At 60.7% G+C, this 14,907-nt stretch carries 14 protein-coding genes and 1 tRNA gene; 7 read left to right on the forward strand and 8 right to left on the reverse strand.

Annotation, left to right across the window (positions count from 1 at the left end; all coding sequences use genetic code 11):
• Positions 1 to 48: 48 nt before the first annotated feature.
• Genes LOKVESSMR4R_RS17280 through flgB form a run of 4 tightly spaced genes read right to left on the reverse strand, consistent with a single transcriptional unit; the run spans position 49 to position 5,566 of the window.
• Positions 49 to 4,011 carry a flagellar hook-basal body complex protein gene (locus LOKVESSMR4R_RS17280; RefSeq protein ID WP_087211267.1) on the reverse strand — a complete coding sequence of 1,321 codons (3,963 nt, stop codon included), beginning with the start codon at positions 4,009 to 4,011 and terminating at the stop codon, positions 49 to 51.
• A gap of 34 nt (positions 4,012 to 4,045) precedes the next feature.
• Complete coding sequence (locus LOKVESSMR4R_RS17285) at positions 4,046 to 4,747, reverse strand: flagellar hook assembly protein FlgD (protein WP_087211270.1); 702 nt, start codon at positions 4,745 to 4,747, stop codon at positions 4,046 to 4,048.
• Positions 4,748 to 4,760: 13 nt separating this feature from the next.
• Positions 4,761 to 5,180 (reverse strand): flagellar basal body rod protein FlgC, encoded by a 420-nt coding sequence (gene flgC / locus LOKVESSMR4R_RS17290; protein WP_087211274.1) that lies wholly within the window; start codon positions 5,178 to 5,180, stop codon positions 4,761 to 4,763.
• Complete coding sequence (gene flgB / locus LOKVESSMR4R_RS20655; RefSeq protein WP_087211276.1) at positions 5,180 to 5,566, reverse strand: flagellar basal body rod protein FlgB; 387 nt, start codon at positions 5,564 to 5,566, stop codon at positions 5,180 to 5,182. The genes flgC and flgB overlap by 1 nt, the downstream gene beginning before the upstream one ends.
• 74 nt (positions 5,567 to 5,640) lie before the next feature.
• Between flgB and LOKVESSMR4R_RS17300 the strand changes: the two genes are divergently transcribed.
• The 3 genes from LOKVESSMR4R_RS17300 (at position 5,641) to fliD (ending at position 8,477) form a co-directional block, all read left to right on the forward strand.
• Positions 5,641 to 6,360, forward strand: coding sequence for a DUF7210 family protein (locus LOKVESSMR4R_RS17300; RefSeq protein ID WP_157898266.1), 720 nt, complete (start codon positions 5,641 to 5,643; stop codon positions 6,358 to 6,360).
• 57 nt (positions 6,361 to 6,417) lie between these two features.
• Positions 6,418 to 6,762 (forward strand): hypothetical protein, encoded by a 345-nt coding sequence (locus LOKVESSMR4R_RS17305; protein ID WP_087211282.1) that lies wholly within the window; start codon positions 6,418 to 6,420, stop codon positions 6,760 to 6,762.
• A gap of 65 nt (positions 6,763 to 6,827) precedes the next feature.
• Positions 6,828 to 8,477: a flagellar filament capping protein FliD gene (fliD, locus tag LOKVESSMR4R_RS17310; protein ID WP_087211285.1), complete on the forward strand. Its 1,650-nt coding sequence runs from the start codon at positions 6,828 to 6,830 to the stop codon at positions 8,475 to 8,477.
• Between the two features lie 77 nt (positions 8,478 to 8,554).
• Here the strand turns inward: fliD and LOKVESSMR4R_RS17315 are convergent.
• The 4 genes from LOKVESSMR4R_RS17315 to LOKVESSMR4R_RS17330 form a co-directional block, all read right to left on the reverse strand.
• Positions 8,555 to 8,630, reverse strand: a tRNA-Thr gene (locus tag LOKVESSMR4R_RS17315).
• A 44-nt stretch (positions 8,631 to 8,674) separates the two neighbouring features.
• A complete protein-coding gene (locus LOKVESSMR4R_RS17320) occupies positions 8,675 to 10,093 on the reverse strand; it encodes a heme biosynthesis protein HemY (protein ID WP_087213507.1) in 1,419 nt (472 codons plus the stop codon).
• 11 nt (positions 10,094 to 10,104) lie between these two features.
• Positions 10,105 to 11,241, reverse strand: coding sequence for a COG4223 family protein (locus LOKVESSMR4R_RS17325; protein ID WP_087213510.1), 1,137 nt, complete (start codon positions 11,239 to 11,241; stop codon positions 10,105 to 10,107).
• Positions 11,242 to 11,327: 86 nt separating this feature from the next.
• Positions 11,328 to 12,044 (reverse strand): uroporphyrinogen-III synthase, encoded by a 717-nt coding sequence (locus LOKVESSMR4R_RS17330; RefSeq protein ID WP_087211289.1) that lies wholly within the window; start codon positions 12,042 to 12,044, stop codon positions 11,328 to 11,330.
• 69 nt (positions 12,045 to 12,113) lie between these two features.
• Between LOKVESSMR4R_RS17330 and tsaD the strand changes: the two genes are divergently transcribed.
• The 4 genes from tsaD to LOKVESSMR4R_RS17350 are packed head-to-tail and all read left to right on the forward strand — an operon-like array spanning position 12,114 to position 14,847.
• Positions 12,114 to 13,196 carry a tRNA (adenosine(37)-N6)-threonylcarbamoyltransferase complex transferase subunit TsaD gene (gene tsaD, locus LOKVESSMR4R_RS17335; protein WP_087211292.1) on the forward strand — a complete coding sequence of 361 codons (1,083 nt, stop codon included), beginning with the start codon at positions 12,114 to 12,116 and terminating at the stop codon, positions 13,194 to 13,196.
• Positions 13,193 to 14,155, forward strand: coding sequence for an NAD(P)H-dependent glycerol-3-phosphate dehydrogenase (locus tag LOKVESSMR4R_RS17340; protein WP_087211295.1), 963 nt, complete (start codon positions 13,193 to 13,195; stop codon positions 14,153 to 14,155). The genes tsaD and LOKVESSMR4R_RS17340 overlap by 4 nt, the downstream gene beginning before the upstream one ends.
• On the forward strand, positions 14,156 to 14,428 hold the full coding sequence (locus LOKVESSMR4R_RS17345; RefSeq protein ID WP_087211298.1) for a YciI family protein: 273 nt from the start codon (positions 14,156 to 14,158) through the stop codon (positions 14,426 to 14,428).
• Positions 14,428 to 14,847, forward strand: coding sequence for an EVE domain-containing protein (locus LOKVESSMR4R_RS17350; protein ID WP_087211301.1), 420 nt, complete (start codon positions 14,428 to 14,430; stop codon positions 14,845 to 14,847). The genes LOKVESSMR4R_RS17345 and LOKVESSMR4R_RS17350 overlap by 1 nt, the downstream gene beginning before the upstream one ends.
• The last annotated feature ends 60 nt before the right edge of the window (positions 14,848 to 14,907 follow it).

A 14,907-nucleotide genomic window follows, 5' to 3' on the forward strand; every position in this document is an offset into this window, starting at 1 on the left:
TCCTTAAATGCGGGGTCGGCCTATGGCATAGACCGACCCTCAGGCCCCTTAGGTACGGATGTTGATGATCGTCTGTGTCAGCTGGGTCGATGTTTCGATCGCCTTGGACGCGGCCTGGAAGTTCCGCTGCGCGGTGATCAGGTTGACCAGCTCTTCGGTGATATCCACGTTCGACCGTTCCAGCGCGCCGGATTGGATCGACCCGAAACCTTCGGTCCCGGCTTCGCCGATGATCGGATCACCTGATGATGCCGTCTGGACGAATGTCGCATTGCCGACCTGTTTCAGACCGTTCTGGTTGTTGAAATTGGCCAGCACGATCTTGCCCAGCGGCTTGTTCTGCCCGTTGGTGTAATTGGCACGCAACAGGCCCGTGGCATCGATGCTCAACCCGTCCAGACGACCCGAGGTAAAGCCGTTCTGTTCAAGATTGTTGACCACGAAAGGTGTCGCCAGCTGCGACGAAGCGCTGTAATCGATGTCCAGCGAGATCGAGAAAGTCTCGGTCTGGGCTTCATAGCGGGTCAGCCCCTGCGGACTGATCAACCGGCCGGTCTTGTCAAAGGTCAATTCACCTTCGTTCAGATAGAGCGGGAAATATCCCTCGACCAGGTTGTCAGGCTCTGAATCGACGATCTCGCCGTTTTCGTTCACGAACAGCGGCACGCCGTTTTCATTGGTGGCCTGAACAAGATTGGCAATCGTCGGCACGCTGCCGATACCCAGCGGCACATCATCCAGCCCCAGCTTTGCCGGTCCCCGCACCCGGATCGTTGAATCCGATCCTGTTGTGCCGGTGGTAAAGACAAAGTTGTTGTCATTGGGTTGATAGCGGACGGTGACGCCGCCGATGGTTCTGCCGGTGGCCGGGTCCTGCATCTGGTTGATCCGTTCCTGAAGCCGCTCGGCCAGGGTCGACCCGATGTAATTGCCGCCCGGAATCTCGATCACCGCGTTGATCCCGTTGACCGATACGTTGAATGTCGTCTCTCTATTCGCGGGGTTCAGGAAAACAGGGTTTGAATTCAACGGGTCCGTCGCCGGCGCACCAATCGCACGCGCGGGTGTCGATTGCAGGCCCGTGCCTGCCGCAAAGGCGACATTCTTGCTGCCGCCGACGCCCATCAGGTCGTTTTCACCCTGTGCCAGAACGCGCGATGCCAGATCGACGGCACCGGGCTGGATTTTGGCGGCCTTGGTGGTTGGGTCAATTTCATATCGGCCAACCTGAATGTTGGAGGCTTTCTGCGCCGTCGGCACGCCCAGGGCCTTGTCTTGTGCAATGGCCTCACCGGTTGTCCCGCTTTCAAAGGTAAAGGCGCGGGCCTCGCGGTCATAGCTGACCTTGGCGCCAAACCGCGTCGGGCCATCCCCCTGGTTTGCCCCGTCAAAGACAAAGGGCTGACCTTGGACACTGGTCGCGCTGGTGATCTCGACCCGTGGCGAGGAACTGCCCGCCAAGCCAAAGGCATTCACACCGGAATTGCTGGTGGACGAGACCTGAATCGCGGACAGGTTGCTGATTGCGCCGCCGGGGCCCAATGTCGTGTGGTCCACATTGAAGACAATGCTTTGCGTTGCGGCATCATAGGCAATTTTGATGGGCGGGTTCAGCTCGTCCACCCAGGCCATAGCCGTGACCGGGCTGTCGAGACCAAGGATAGAGGCTGTCGCATCAGAACCGGTCACATTGCCAACAAAGTCGCCAAAGATATTGACGTCAAAATCAGCATCTAGTTGGGCATCGGTATAGGCATGACGCGCGGCATCCGTTTCACGCACCACCAGTCGCTGATTGTTAAAGCTGGTGGCAGATCCCTCGACCTCTAGCGCGGCACCTTCGAAATAGGCTTCTACATCAGAGGATCGGCCGGACAGGACAAAGTAATCCGCGCCTGCAATGTCGATGTCATTTTCGGGCAGGCCCAAAGCACCGGTCGCGATTTCGATCTGATCACCGTCTATCGCCGTGATCCGGAAACTGCGGCCGTTCAACGCCTGTGCATCGTCATTCGCGCCCATCAGCAGGATCGTATCATCAACGCTCAGTGAGGCCCCAAGACCCGTGCCCAATGTAATCAGCAGGCGATTGTTCTGCGCATCCAAAGTGATGCTGCTATCCGCGGTAGCCACGCCAAGCTTTTGGTCAAACACTGCGACGCCAGGCCGGTTTCCGACATTCGTATAGGCTAGATGACGTTCTTTCTGGATGGCAAAATCTCTGGTTGGCGTCGATGTGTCATCTTCGGTCAAAAGCGCGGTGCCGAAATAGCCTGGATCACCCAGCTCGGTCTCAATTTCATCCAATACACTGGCTGCATCAGCGGCACTCGGGATTGCGACGGTCAGATCTGCCAGTGCAGTGTCAGAAAAAGTGATGGTGATCGTATCACCGACGGCAGCCGTGCCACCCAGATCCGAAACCGTGAATTCTCCGTTGCTATAGCCGATACCCCATTTGGCAGATGAGCTGGACACCGTGGTGATGCCAAGGTCGCGGGTGGTGTAATCAAAATCGAACACCTCCGGGTCTGCTGGCGGCACGGATATCTTGGCGCTACCGGTCAACTGCGCAAATTGCTTGTCGGCTGCTCCGGGCACGAAAGCCGGCTCGCTGTTCAATGCCGCGTTCAGGCGGGTCTGTGCATGGGCCAGAAAGACATCAAGATCGAAATTCGGTGATGTGCTTTCTGACAGATCCATCCCGGCCTGGATCGAAACAAAAGACGGTTGCAGCAGATCAACCTCTAGCGGCGTGCTGCGCACCGGCGCTTCGCCGGATGTGGTTGGCTGGAACAGCTGGATCGAAATCTTGTCGTCCACACCTTTCTGGATCTCAAGCTTGCGGGAATCGTCATGCGCCGCATTGATCGCACGCTCGACTTCGGCGGCCAATTGCTCGGCATTATAGCGGCCTGCGCGGACATCAATGCTGACTGGGCGGGTGCCGTCGTCGATATTGACCAGCAGGAAATCACGGCCCCAATAGACACCCTGATTGGCGTCCGGGTTGGCCTCATAGGTCGCCCCGAATTGCATCGGATCGGTGACAATCTCGATTTCACCGGTGCCCTCGTCGCCAAAGTTAAAGCTGCTTGCCTGGCCGGTCAGGGCCGCTGGCTGGGATGGCACCCGGTTATTCTGTTCATCAAGCTTGTAAAGCGGCGAGCTTTTCTGCTCGAGCGTATAGCTCGCATCCGGAACGGTCGTCGTCTGGTTGCCAAAGCGGTCGATGAAGATCTGTTCGTTGGACCTGGTGACAGCGGGCACCAGGTCAGGCGGCACCACCTCGTCATTGATGACAAGGCGGGTTTCGAATTTATTGGTCGGGTCTTCGGCCGTCGCACGCTGGGTCTTGATGAAATAGACGGTCGCAATCGTCGGATTGCCGAGGTCATCAAAGATGGTGAAGGATGTCGAATTGGTAAAGCTTTCGGGATCTTCGGGATCAAAGGCATAGCCATCCGCGAACTTTTCCTTTTCCGTCACCACATCGGCGCTGGCAGGCACGTTGACCGCCAGATCAACCTTGGACGTCGCCTGCGGGTCGCCCGATGTCACCGGCAACCGCAGCGGAGACGCGCTGTTGATATCCTTGGCCGTGACCGATCCGTCTTCGTTGACGGGATAGGCCAGCAGGAACTGCCCCGAACTGTCCACCACGTTGCGGTTATTGTCGACGTTGAACGACCCGTTGCGCGTATAGACCACCTGCGTCGATGTCAGGCTGGGCTTGAGCGCGAAAAACCCCTGCCCGGAAATCGCCATGTCCAGCGCGTTCAACGACGAGGCGATATTGCCCTGCGTGAACTGCTGCTTGACGCCCTTGAGGATCGCGCCAGAGCCAATCGAGGAAGAAGAATTCTGCAAGGGCGATGTTGCAAAGATATCGCCGAATTCCGCGCGTGAGCGCTTGAAACCTGTCGTGCCCACGTTGGCAATGTTGTTCGAGGTCGCCGAAATATCGGATTGCGCGCCGTTAAGTCCGGTCAAGGCTGTGTAAAAAGACATGCGTAGTTCCCTTGATTGAGGTTAGTGCTCCGCCCTAAAGGCGGAACCGCAGGACTTCTGCGGCGCTGACGTCGCCGTAGTCTTTGGTTTCAAGCAACCCAGCGCCATTGGTGGCCGTATTGGATGTGCCGATGACCTGTGCATAGACATTGGGCATCAGGCTTTGGACGCCTTCGCCATCGCCGTAATTCACAAGAACATCGAGACGCACGCCACGCGACCCGTCGCGATATTGCTCGGGCAGATCGGTCCAGGCAAAGCCGGACAGACCGCTTGCCTGCCCACCCATATCCAGCATGTGCAGGCTTTCTCCGGTCGTGGCGTCGAGGAATTCAATCCGCGTATCAACGGATGCACGTTCCAATTCGATCGCACCGTGGATTTCGCCGTTATCATCGGCTCGGGCCAGGTTTCCGGGGATCATCACCGAATGGCCAAGATAATTCACCGATGACGCAACCCGGAACTGCCCCATCTGATCGGCGATGCCTGACATTGTCTCGGACATCTTGCTGATCCCGGCAACAGACGAAAACTGCGCCATCTGTGCAATGAAATCCCCGTTATCCATCGGGGCAAAAGGGTCCTGGTTCTGCAATTGGGCGGTCATCAGCTTTAGAAAATCTGTCTGCCCCAATTCCTCTTTTGGTACGGCATTCTTGTCCTGGGTCGTGCTTATGCCCAGCTTGGACAGCAACGCGTTCTGCGCGGCCAAACTTTTGTTATCAACATCCATCTATTCCGCTCCCTTAAGACTTGCCCATATCCACGGTGCGCAGCATCAGCGTGCGCATCGTGGTCAGCACTTCGAGGTTGTTTTGATATTGGCGGCTGGCCTCCAGCATATCGACCAGCTCTTCGTTCATGTCGACGGGGGGCAGGTAAACAAAGCCCTCTGCGTCAGCCATCGGATGGCCCGGCTCGTGTACGCGCTGCGGTTCACGGTCCAAAGAGACGATCTCTTTGACATCCACCGTCGCGCGCTCGGCATTCTTTAGCCCACCCTCAAAGGCGGTGCGGAAAACCGGGCGCAAAGGGCGGAACGTCTCTTCTGGGCTGCCCGCACGCGTATTGGCATTCGCGATATTCGACGCCACGGTATTCAGACGGACCATCTGCGCGGCCATCGAGCGGCCTGCAATGTCAAATACGTTCTTGATATCAGCCATTATTCCCCCTTGATCGCGGTCATCAGGCCGGAAATCCGGCGGTTCAGAAAGGACAGCGTCGTCATGTAGCGCAGGGAATTCTCTGAGAATTCCATTTGCTCGACCGACAGTTCGACCGTATTGCCGTCCAAAGACGGGTTCAGCGGCACGCGATATTGCACGCCATTGCCTGAGACACCTGCAAGATTGTCGATATGACGGGCGCTTGTCTTGCGCACGGGGCTATCCCCGACCTGACGCGCAAGCTCGCGGTCAAAATCCATATCACGCGCCTTATAGCCCGGCGTGCCGGCATTGGCGATATTCGAGGCCAGCATGTTGTTGCGCTTTTCCCGCAGGGAAAGCGTCGATGCCTGAAAAGCAATATGATCTTTTATTGCGCTCACTTTTATCGTCCTCGCAGCCCGTGTTCTGGTCCGAGATTTGCAAGTTGGGTGCCAAACCAATGGCGGAGACGAAAATGGTTGAAAAATCTTCAAAGCCCCGGCGCGCGGCACCCAAACCCGGCGGCGCAAAGGCATCGGGCCAATCGGGCGCACAGCTTTCACCCAAAGCCCAGCCCGAGCGGAAACCCGAAACCCGGCGCAAACGGCTGACGCTGCAAGAACGCATCATGGAACATCTTGCCGACATCCCTGCGTTGCTGGCTGTCTCGACACTGTCCGAAATGCTGCGCGATACCGCGCATCGCCCGACACGATTGGCGATCCAGAAGGCCCGGATCGATGTGCTGCGCGCGCGCACAATCGCCTGCCGCCTTGGCAAGCCTGCGGATGGTTCTATCACGCTGGCGGCCTTGCTGAACCGCAATGCCAATGGCGATGCCCCCCCGGTGGAAACACCGCCACCCCCCGCAGAAGAGGCGCAGACACCGCCCCCAGCGCCAGAGACCGCACCACCAGCAGAGCCGCAACAGGACATGCGGATCGAATTGACCGAGGCGCATATCCACCAAGGCATTCAATTGCCCAAAGGTGCCACGCTTGTGGTCAATGCGGCGATCGGCGCAAACCTGATCGACATGGGCGTCGCCAAACTGGCCCCCGATCTGGCCCCCGATCTGGCCCCAGATGCGGCACCAGACGAGGACAGCGCCGACCCCGCCGAAGATGGCGCCGAACCCGATCAGGACGCGGATAAAACCGACGAGCTTGATGAGCAAGATAGACCATCATCCTGACTTTCTGCCGATCACCGCAACCGCAGCTTTCACCTTCACATCGTTCGGAGCTTTCCAATGCCGCTAACCACTTCTTTTCCGCTGACGGCAACCTTGCTGCTTTTTGCAGGGCTGACGGATTGTCAGGCGCTGAACAGGTTCACGCAGGAAAGCTATGATTGCACCGCGACGGCCGCACCCCTTGGCCGGATCGTCTTTACCAAGACATCACAGGGGGCGGTCGGCGTGATCGAAGGCGCAAGCCCCGACAAGATCACCATCACGGCAATAACGGATACCCAGATCGACGCCGATTGGGGCGGAGAGCCGGTCCAGATCCAACGGGGAACCGGCCGGGTGCTGTTCACCCGCAATGCCATCGTGTCTTCTTATGCCTGCAAGGCGGCGCAGTTTCGCATGTAATCGCCGCATGGCGTTAAACCTTGCGGCCAATCTGTCGTTTCTTGCTGTGATACAGGAGCAAACCAATGGCTGAAATCAAGCCCGATATTCTGTCCACGGTCAGCCGTGGCGGCAGCGGTATCGAGATCAGGCAGCTTGTCACCAGCCTTGTCGCGGCTGAAACAAGCGGCGAACGCTCGCTGAACCAACGGCGGCTGGACGATACCAATACGACGATATCCGCCATGGGCCAGCTGTCGCAGCAAGTTGGCACATTCAAGGATGCGATGGCCGCTGTTGCACAGGCCGCGTCGCGTCAGGCGTCCTCCTCGACCAATGCGATCACTTTCGAGGTGACCAACGCGGCGCTGGCCAGCGATGTCTCCGCATCGGTCAGCGTCGAACAGCTGGCATCCGAACAGGTGCTTAGCTTTCGGTTTGACGCATCGGTGACCCCGACCAGCGCGGTCAAGCAAGGCGCTGTGGCCTTGAATACAGACGCATGGGACGATGATCGCAATTTCACGATTGATGCCAGTAACGATACGCTTTCCGGTCTGACCAAGCAGCTGAATGCAATCGACGGCGTCACCGCATCGCTGCTGGACACCGGGACAGGCTATGCGCTGATCGTCAAATCGCGCGCGGGCGAAAGCAATGCCCTTGATGCGGATTCGATCACCGCGATCAAGACAGCGCTGAACATCGCCGATGGCGCGGCAGATGGCGTCACTGATGCCACCAACAATCCGCTGGGTGTGTCCAGCACTGTGGTCGCCGCGCAAGATGCGCTTTTGCTGGTCGATGGTGTCACCGTCCAGCGCAGCGAAAATACATTCGAGGATCTTTTTCCGGGCCATAAGGTCACTTTGAACGCTGTCGGCACGTCAACGCTGGCCTCTGCTGACACCAGCACATCGGTGCAAGAGCGGATCAACAGCTTTCTGACAATCGCAAACGACCTGAAATCCTACCTGACCGAGGCAACACAGCGCGGGCTGAACGGCGCTGAACCCGGCCCGCTGGCCGGGGATGTCGCCGCGCAATCCGTTTTGTCGCGGATCCGCAACATTGCCACCCAGCCGATCAACGGCTTTGGTGCCGAACCGGTCTTTCTGGCCCAGATCGGGATCCAGACCGAACGCGACGGCACATTGACGCTGAACAGCGCCCGGTTCGAACGCGCAATGGCGGAAAACCCCGATATCGTGGATGCGCTTTTTTCAACAAAATACAGCAGCAACGATCCGGATGTGACAGTCACCGGCCTCAGCTTTGCGCCTCCCAAGGTCGGGTCCTATGCTTTGGTCTATGATCCCTCGACATCGCCCGCGACCGCCACGCTGGACGGTCAGGCGCTGAGCGTGACAACCAACAGCGCAGGCAAGATCGTGCTGCGCGCATCGGAGGGCGATGCCAATGGGCTGCAAATCGTGCTTGGCAGCAACGAAAGCCTGACGACAACAGTGCGCTACGGCCAAAGCATGGCCGATCAGCTAAAGACCTATGGTGAAACCCTGCTGGGCGCGTCAGGCATCATCGCGCGGCGCGAAACAGAGCTTTCGAACAATCTGGCGGGATTCGAGACCAATCTGGAAGATATCGAAACCAAGGCCGCCGCCTTGACCGAACGCTACAATATCCGCTTTGGCCGGATGGAGGCGGTGATCACCAGCCTGAACAAGACCGGCGAATATATGCAAAGCCTGATGGATGCCTGGAACGCCGATAGATAAATGTGATGCAATCACGCGCCGTCCGACCCAATGGGGACCGGGCCGTGCTGCTGTTGCGATATCTTTTGACCGGAAAGTGGTGCCGCTGAAGGGACTCGAACCCCCGACCCCATCATTACGAATGATGTGCTCTACCAGCTGAGCTACAGCGGCGTACCGGAGCGGGACATAGCATCCCGATCAGGCGTCGAAAAGCGCTATTTTGCCGCGTCATCAGCCAGGCTGTCGTCCTGCAAAGGCGGGGACCCGACGATCAGCGGCAGCATCTCGGTGCTGGCGGGCATCGCCATTTCGCCGGGCGGTGGCCGTTTCCATGACAGCGTGTCGAATGCGGCACAATTACCGCAGACAGGCACCCAATGCGGATGGATATGCTGGCATTTGTCACAGATCCATTGCGGGCCGCGCGCGGCCGTCAGCGCGCGGGTCAGCCAGCCGCGCACCACGGCATCTTCGGCACCGGCCCCGCGTTCGATGGCGGCCATCAGCGCCAGGCTGCGCGCGGTCGGATCGGTGTCAACCAGATCGGCGATATCGCGGCGCGCGGCTGGGAAATCCTCGGCGGCGATATGCAATTCGGCCATCAGCATCTTGGTTTCGGGGTGATCCGGCGCGGCCTTTGTCAGGGTTCCGAACCGTTTGAGCCGGGCCGCCGCTGTCTCATCCGGCACGATTTCGGCAAAAGCGGTGGCAATATCGGGATGCGGTTGTGCGGTCCATGTCTTGACCAGCACACGCGACGCATAGCGCGCATTGCCCTGCGCAATATAGCCACGCGCAGCCATGACAGCGGCAGGGATCAGGTCGGGCGACAAGCGGTTCGCCTCGATCGCGGCCTCGCGGGCTTCGATCGGATTGCCCTCGTCCAGAATATCGCGCGCCTCTGACAGGGCCAGCACGGCATCGCGGCGTTGATGCACGTCGCGTGGCAAGGTGCCGGATTTCAGTTTCGCACCCAGCGTCTGGCGCGCGCCTTTCCAATCGGCCTTATCGGCCTGCAATTGCAGCAAAACATCCTGCGTCTCGGCATGTTTCGGCTTTAGCGCAAAAGCCTTTTGCGCCAGTTTGAGCGCAAGCTCTGTATCGCCTTCTGCCAGCTTCTGCTTCATGATACCGCGCACCCCGACAAAACGGGTGCGATCATCGGCCAGCAGTTTCTTATAGGTCTCTTCGGCCTTGCGCCGGTCGCCTGTCATTTCAGCAGCCTGCGCGGTCAAAAGATTGGTCAGCTGCGGCTGGTGCAGGTATTTTTCCGCGCGCGCGGCCTTGGTCATGGCCAGATGCCCCTCGCCCGAGGCCAGCGCCATCATGCCCTCAGACAGCGCCTCATATCCTTTGCGTTCGCGGTTGCGGTCGAAATAGCGCGAAATCGCGGTCTCGTCGCCATTCAGGAAATGATAGCTGGCCAGCAGAAAGGCCAGCATCCGCAGGCCGAGCCAGACCAGCGCGACAAGCCCCACCAGCACAAACACCATTTCAAGGGTCGTCAGCGTGAATTCGATCCCCGCGACCGCAATCGTCGCCCCGCCATCCACATCATAAAGCAGCGTGGCACCATAGGTCAGCGCGGTGACCGTCAGGATGAAAGCGGTGATTTTTATCAATGACCAGATCATATGCATCGCTTTCAATTCGCGTTCAGGGAAGCGGCGAGCATGTCGACCGCCGCAATGGCATCGGCCCGCGCCTCGGCCAGAGCCAGCCAATCGGATAATTCCGCGCGCGCGACCTCTGGCAATTGTGCGATTTCGGCCAGCGCGTCATCCAGCAGACCCGCGCGCAATGCGGCCTGCGCGCGCGACAGGATCGCATCGACATCATCGCCCGCGCGCGGATTGACCGACCGGACCTGAAACTGGTTGCGTAAAAACGCCCCGACACCGGTGTCATCCTCGCCCGCGACACCTTCGGCGCGCGCAATCGTCAGCGCAGCACGGGCATAGGCGGGAAAACTGTCCTGCAAGGCCATCAGCGGCGGCACGCCGTCCTGCACCGCCAGCAAGGCGGCGGGTGCGGGGGCGTCCAGCAGATCCTCTAGATCAGCAAGCACAGCACCCAGGGGCGCGCCACTTTCGACGCCGGTCTGCAACCTTGCCAGTGCGGCACGTCCGGCAGCGGCACGGGCGGCGGCAGCGGCGTTTTCTTCGATTGCGGCGGCCTCGGCGCGGGCGGCATCCAATTGTGTTTTTGCCATCTCGGTCAATTCGGTCAGCTCGGCGCGCAACGCGGCAACATCTGCCCCAAAACCCGCAGCGCTGGTGTCGGCAGCGTCACCCGTGGGCGGCGCGGCGGGCCTTGTCTCGAGCGCGGCAATCCTGTCTTCGAGCGCTGCAGCCAGCGCAGCAAGCTCGGCCTGCCCCGCGACAAGAGGCGCCAGATCGACATCTGGTTCTGCATTCAGCTGTTGCTGGATCGCGGCGATACGGGCGTCTTGTGCGGCCAGCAGATCCTGCAAATCCATCTGTGCGGATGGCAGCGTCAGGCTGGCCACGGCAAATCCGATCCCCCCCGCGACCAGCCCGCCCAGCAGCATCGGCAGCAAACCGCTGCGGGTGGCAGGGGCGGGCGCGGGCGGCAGCACGGCGGGTTCGGGTGCGGCTTGGGGTTGGTCCTTCTCGGGTGTGATACGTGCGTGATATTCCGGCGGAACAGCATCCGCAGCGGATGATGCTTCCTGCGCCGATTCGACCAATGCTGCCGTGTCAGCAGGTGCTTTGCGCGGCTTGGCAGCGGCCCGAGGCCTTTTGGCAGGCTGTTTCACCATTTTCGCCTCTTCCCATCCCATCAAGTGCCCATCGCAACTGAGGCAACATTAAACGACCTGTCACCGCTCCTCAAGCAAGGGGCGGATCAAACAGCTGTGCCAGACACCGCGTTCAGCCGTTTCAACGTTGCGGCGACCATCGCATCGGCATCCGGCGTCGCGGCCACGGTCAGGCTGCGGGTGCTGATTGTGGATGCTGCATTCTGAACCGCCGTGCTGATCACCACCACATGCACCGGCGCCGCAAAAGGTGCCTGCCCGGCAAGGATGGTCGCGGTCCGCGGGGAAAACAAGGGCAAGATCACCGCTGCGTCACCCTGCAGCGCCTTGCAGGCGGCATCATCCAAAGGTTGGGCGATCTGGTCATAGGCGATGACATCAATGCACCCGATCCCCACCGCTGCAAGTCTTTCAGAAATGCCACCGCGTGTGTGAACACCGTGCAGATGGACCAGCGGTCCATCGACCCGACGGGCAATGATCTTATCCGCAAGGCGCGTGGCGTCCCCCGGCCCGGTGATTGCGTCAAAACCGGCGGCGGTGGCCAGTTGGGCGGTCTTTTCGCCCACGCACCAAGCGGGCAGGCCGCGCGGCAAAGCGGCCGTGCGCGCGGCCGCCACACCATGGGCCGATGTCAGGATCACCCCTTTGACCCCTGCAAGATCAGCCGTGATCGGCACCGGGATGATCTCTAGAAGCGGCGACAGAATAATCCGCAACGGCCCGACCCAACGCGCAGTGATCTGTGCGGCGAAGGCCTCGGCCTGTGGGGCCGGGCGGGTCAGGATCAGCGCAGGAGTCATCGGGATCCCATTGTTTGCAGGCTGGTGCAGTGTTACCTGCGATTAACGAACACGCAACAGGATCAATGCATGGCGCGCGCGCTGACTGTCCTTGGCATCGAAAGCAGCTGCGACGATACCGCCGCCGCCGTGGTGCGCAGCCATGATGTGCTGTCCTCGGTGGTCTATGGCCAGACCGCGCTCCATGCCGATTTCGGCGGTGTCGTCCCAGAGGTGGCAGCCCGCGCCCATGCCGAAAAGCTGGATCATTGCGTCGAAGAGGCCTTGGGCCGCGCTGGTCTTGGCTTTGCCGATCTGGACGCTATCGCCGTGACGGCCGGGCCGGGGCTGATCGGCGGGGTGCTGTCCGGCGTCATGTGCGCCAAGGGTTTGGCCGCTGCGACAGGCCTGCCGCTGATCGGTGTCAACCATCTGGCAGGCCATGCGCTGACGCCGCGCCTGACGGACCGCGTCGCCTATCCCTATCTGATGCTGTTGGTTTCAGGCGGGCATTGCCAATTCCTGATCGTCGCGGGGCCTGATACATATCACCGCCTTGGCGGCACCATCGACGACGCGCCGGGCGAGGCGTTTGACAAGACCGCGCGTATCCTTGGCCTGTCGCAACCGGGGGGGCCTGCGGTTGAAACCGCAGGAACGGGGGGCGATCCACGCGCCTTTGACCTGCCGCGGCCCTTGCTGAACCAGCCGGGCTGCGACATGTCTTTCTCGGGGCTGAAAACCGCGATGCTGCGCGCCCGCGACGGGCTGGTCGCCGCCAAAGGCGGGCTGACGCGGCAGGATCAGGCCGATCTGAGCGCCTCTTTTCAGGCGGCCATCGCAGATGTGCTGGTCGAGAAAACCCGCCGCGCGCTGGCCCTATATCTGGCAATGACGCCCGCAGAGCCGTGTTTTGCCATCGCGGGCGGGGTCGCGGCGAACCAGGTGATCCGCGCCCGGTTGATGCAGCTTTGCGCCGGGTCAAGCGCGGCTTTCGTGGCCCCGCCCTTGGCGCTTTGCACCGATAACGCTGCGATGATCGCTTATGCGGGGGCTGAATTGCTGGGCGCGGGGTTCTGCGACGACCTGGGCCTGTCGGCCCGACCGCGTTGGCCATTGGACAAAACAGCCGCCCCGATGCTGGGGTCGGGCAAGAAAGGGGCCAAGGCATGACTATCGGGATCGCGGGGGCCGGCGCTTTTGGGACGGCACTGGGCGTGGCTTTGGCGCGCGACGGGCGCGCTGTGCAGCTCTGGGCGCGCGATGCGGCGGCGGTTGCGCAGATGCAGGCCAGCCGCGAAAACCCGCGGCTGCCGGGCGTGACATTGCCCGACACCATCACGCTGACCGCCGCGTTAGACCCGCTTTTCGCCTGCGAGACTGTCTTGCTGGCGATCCCGGCGCAGGCGCTTTCAGGGTTTTTGGGAGACTATGGCGCGCGTTTGTCGGGCAAGGCGCTGGTGGCCTGTTGCAAAGGGATCGACCTTGGCCGGATGACCGGCCCTGCCAGCACCATTCGCGATCTGGTGCCCGATGCGGGCGCCGCAATTCTGACCGGCCCCAGCTTTGCCACGGATATCGCGCGCGGCCTGCCCACGGCGCTGACCATCGCCTGCGCGGATGACGCCAGCTGTGCGCTGCTGCAACAGCTGCTGTCCACCCCGACCCTGCGGCTTTACCGCACAACCGACATCACCGGCGCGGAACTGGGTGGCGCGTTAAAGAATGTCATGGCGATCGCTGCGGGGGTGACCATCGGGGCCGGCCTTGGCGAAAGCGCGCGGGCCGCCCTGATCACACGCGGTTTTGCTGAAATGCAGCGGCTGGTCACCCAGCTGGGCGGGCAGGCCGAGACGCTGGCGGGCCTGTCCGGCCTGGGCGATCTGGTGCTGACCTGCACATCCGCGCAGTCGCGCAATTACCGCTATGGGCTTGCCTTGGGGGCGGCGCAGGATTTCAACACCACCACCACCGTCGAAGGCATTGCGACAGCAAGCGCGCTGCGGCAACTGTCGCTTGATCTGGACATCGACCTGCCGATATGCACGGTTGTCGCTGACCTGACGACAGGTCGGACCGATGTGAAAACCGCGCTGCACGCCCTGCTGTCGCGCCCTTTGAAAGAAGAATAGATGCGTTTCGCCCTGCTTGCCAAAGACAAAACCGGCGCCTTGCAAACCCGGCTCGACAACCGCGACGCCCATCTGGCCTATGTGGCTGAAACAGGCGTGGTGGAAATCGCGGGGCCGCTGCTGGATGCGGATGGGCAGATGTGTGGATCGCTGATCATCCTTGATGTGCCCGATCTTGCCGCAGCAGAGGCCTGGGCCGCCGCCGACCCCTATGCCAAGGCGGGGCTGTTCGGGGATGTCACGCTGAGCGCATGGAAAAAGGTCATCGGCTGATGGCCTATTGGCTGTTCAAATCCGAACCCGATGTCTGGGGCTGGGACCATCAGACCGCCAAAGGCGCGGCGGGCGAGGAATGGAACGGCGTGCGCAATTACCAGGCCCGCAACAACATGCGTGCGATGCAGATCGGCGATCTGGGGTTCTTTTACCATTCCCGCAGCGGGCTAGAGATCGTCGGCATCGTCGAAATCTGCGCCGAAAGCCACCCCGACAGCACCAGCGATGATCCGCGTTGGGATTGCGTCGATGTCCGGGCGGTGCGGCCTTTCGTCAAACCCGTCAGCCTTGAACAGATCAAAGCGGATCAACGGCTTCAGGATATGGTCTTGGTGAATAATTCGCGCCTATCGGTGCAGCCGGTCACGGATGCGCAATGGCAGATTATCTGCGCGCTGGGTGACACAGATCCCTGACAAGACAACGCCGCCCATGCAAAAAAGGGCCCGGCAAATGCCGAACCCTCTTTCACCCCG

Source organism: Yoonia vestfoldensis (assembly GCF_002158905.1).
In the GTDB taxonomy this organism is placed as follows: Bacteria; Pseudomonadota; Alphaproteobacteria; order Rhodobacterales; family Rhodobacteraceae; genus Yoonia; species Yoonia vestfoldensis_B.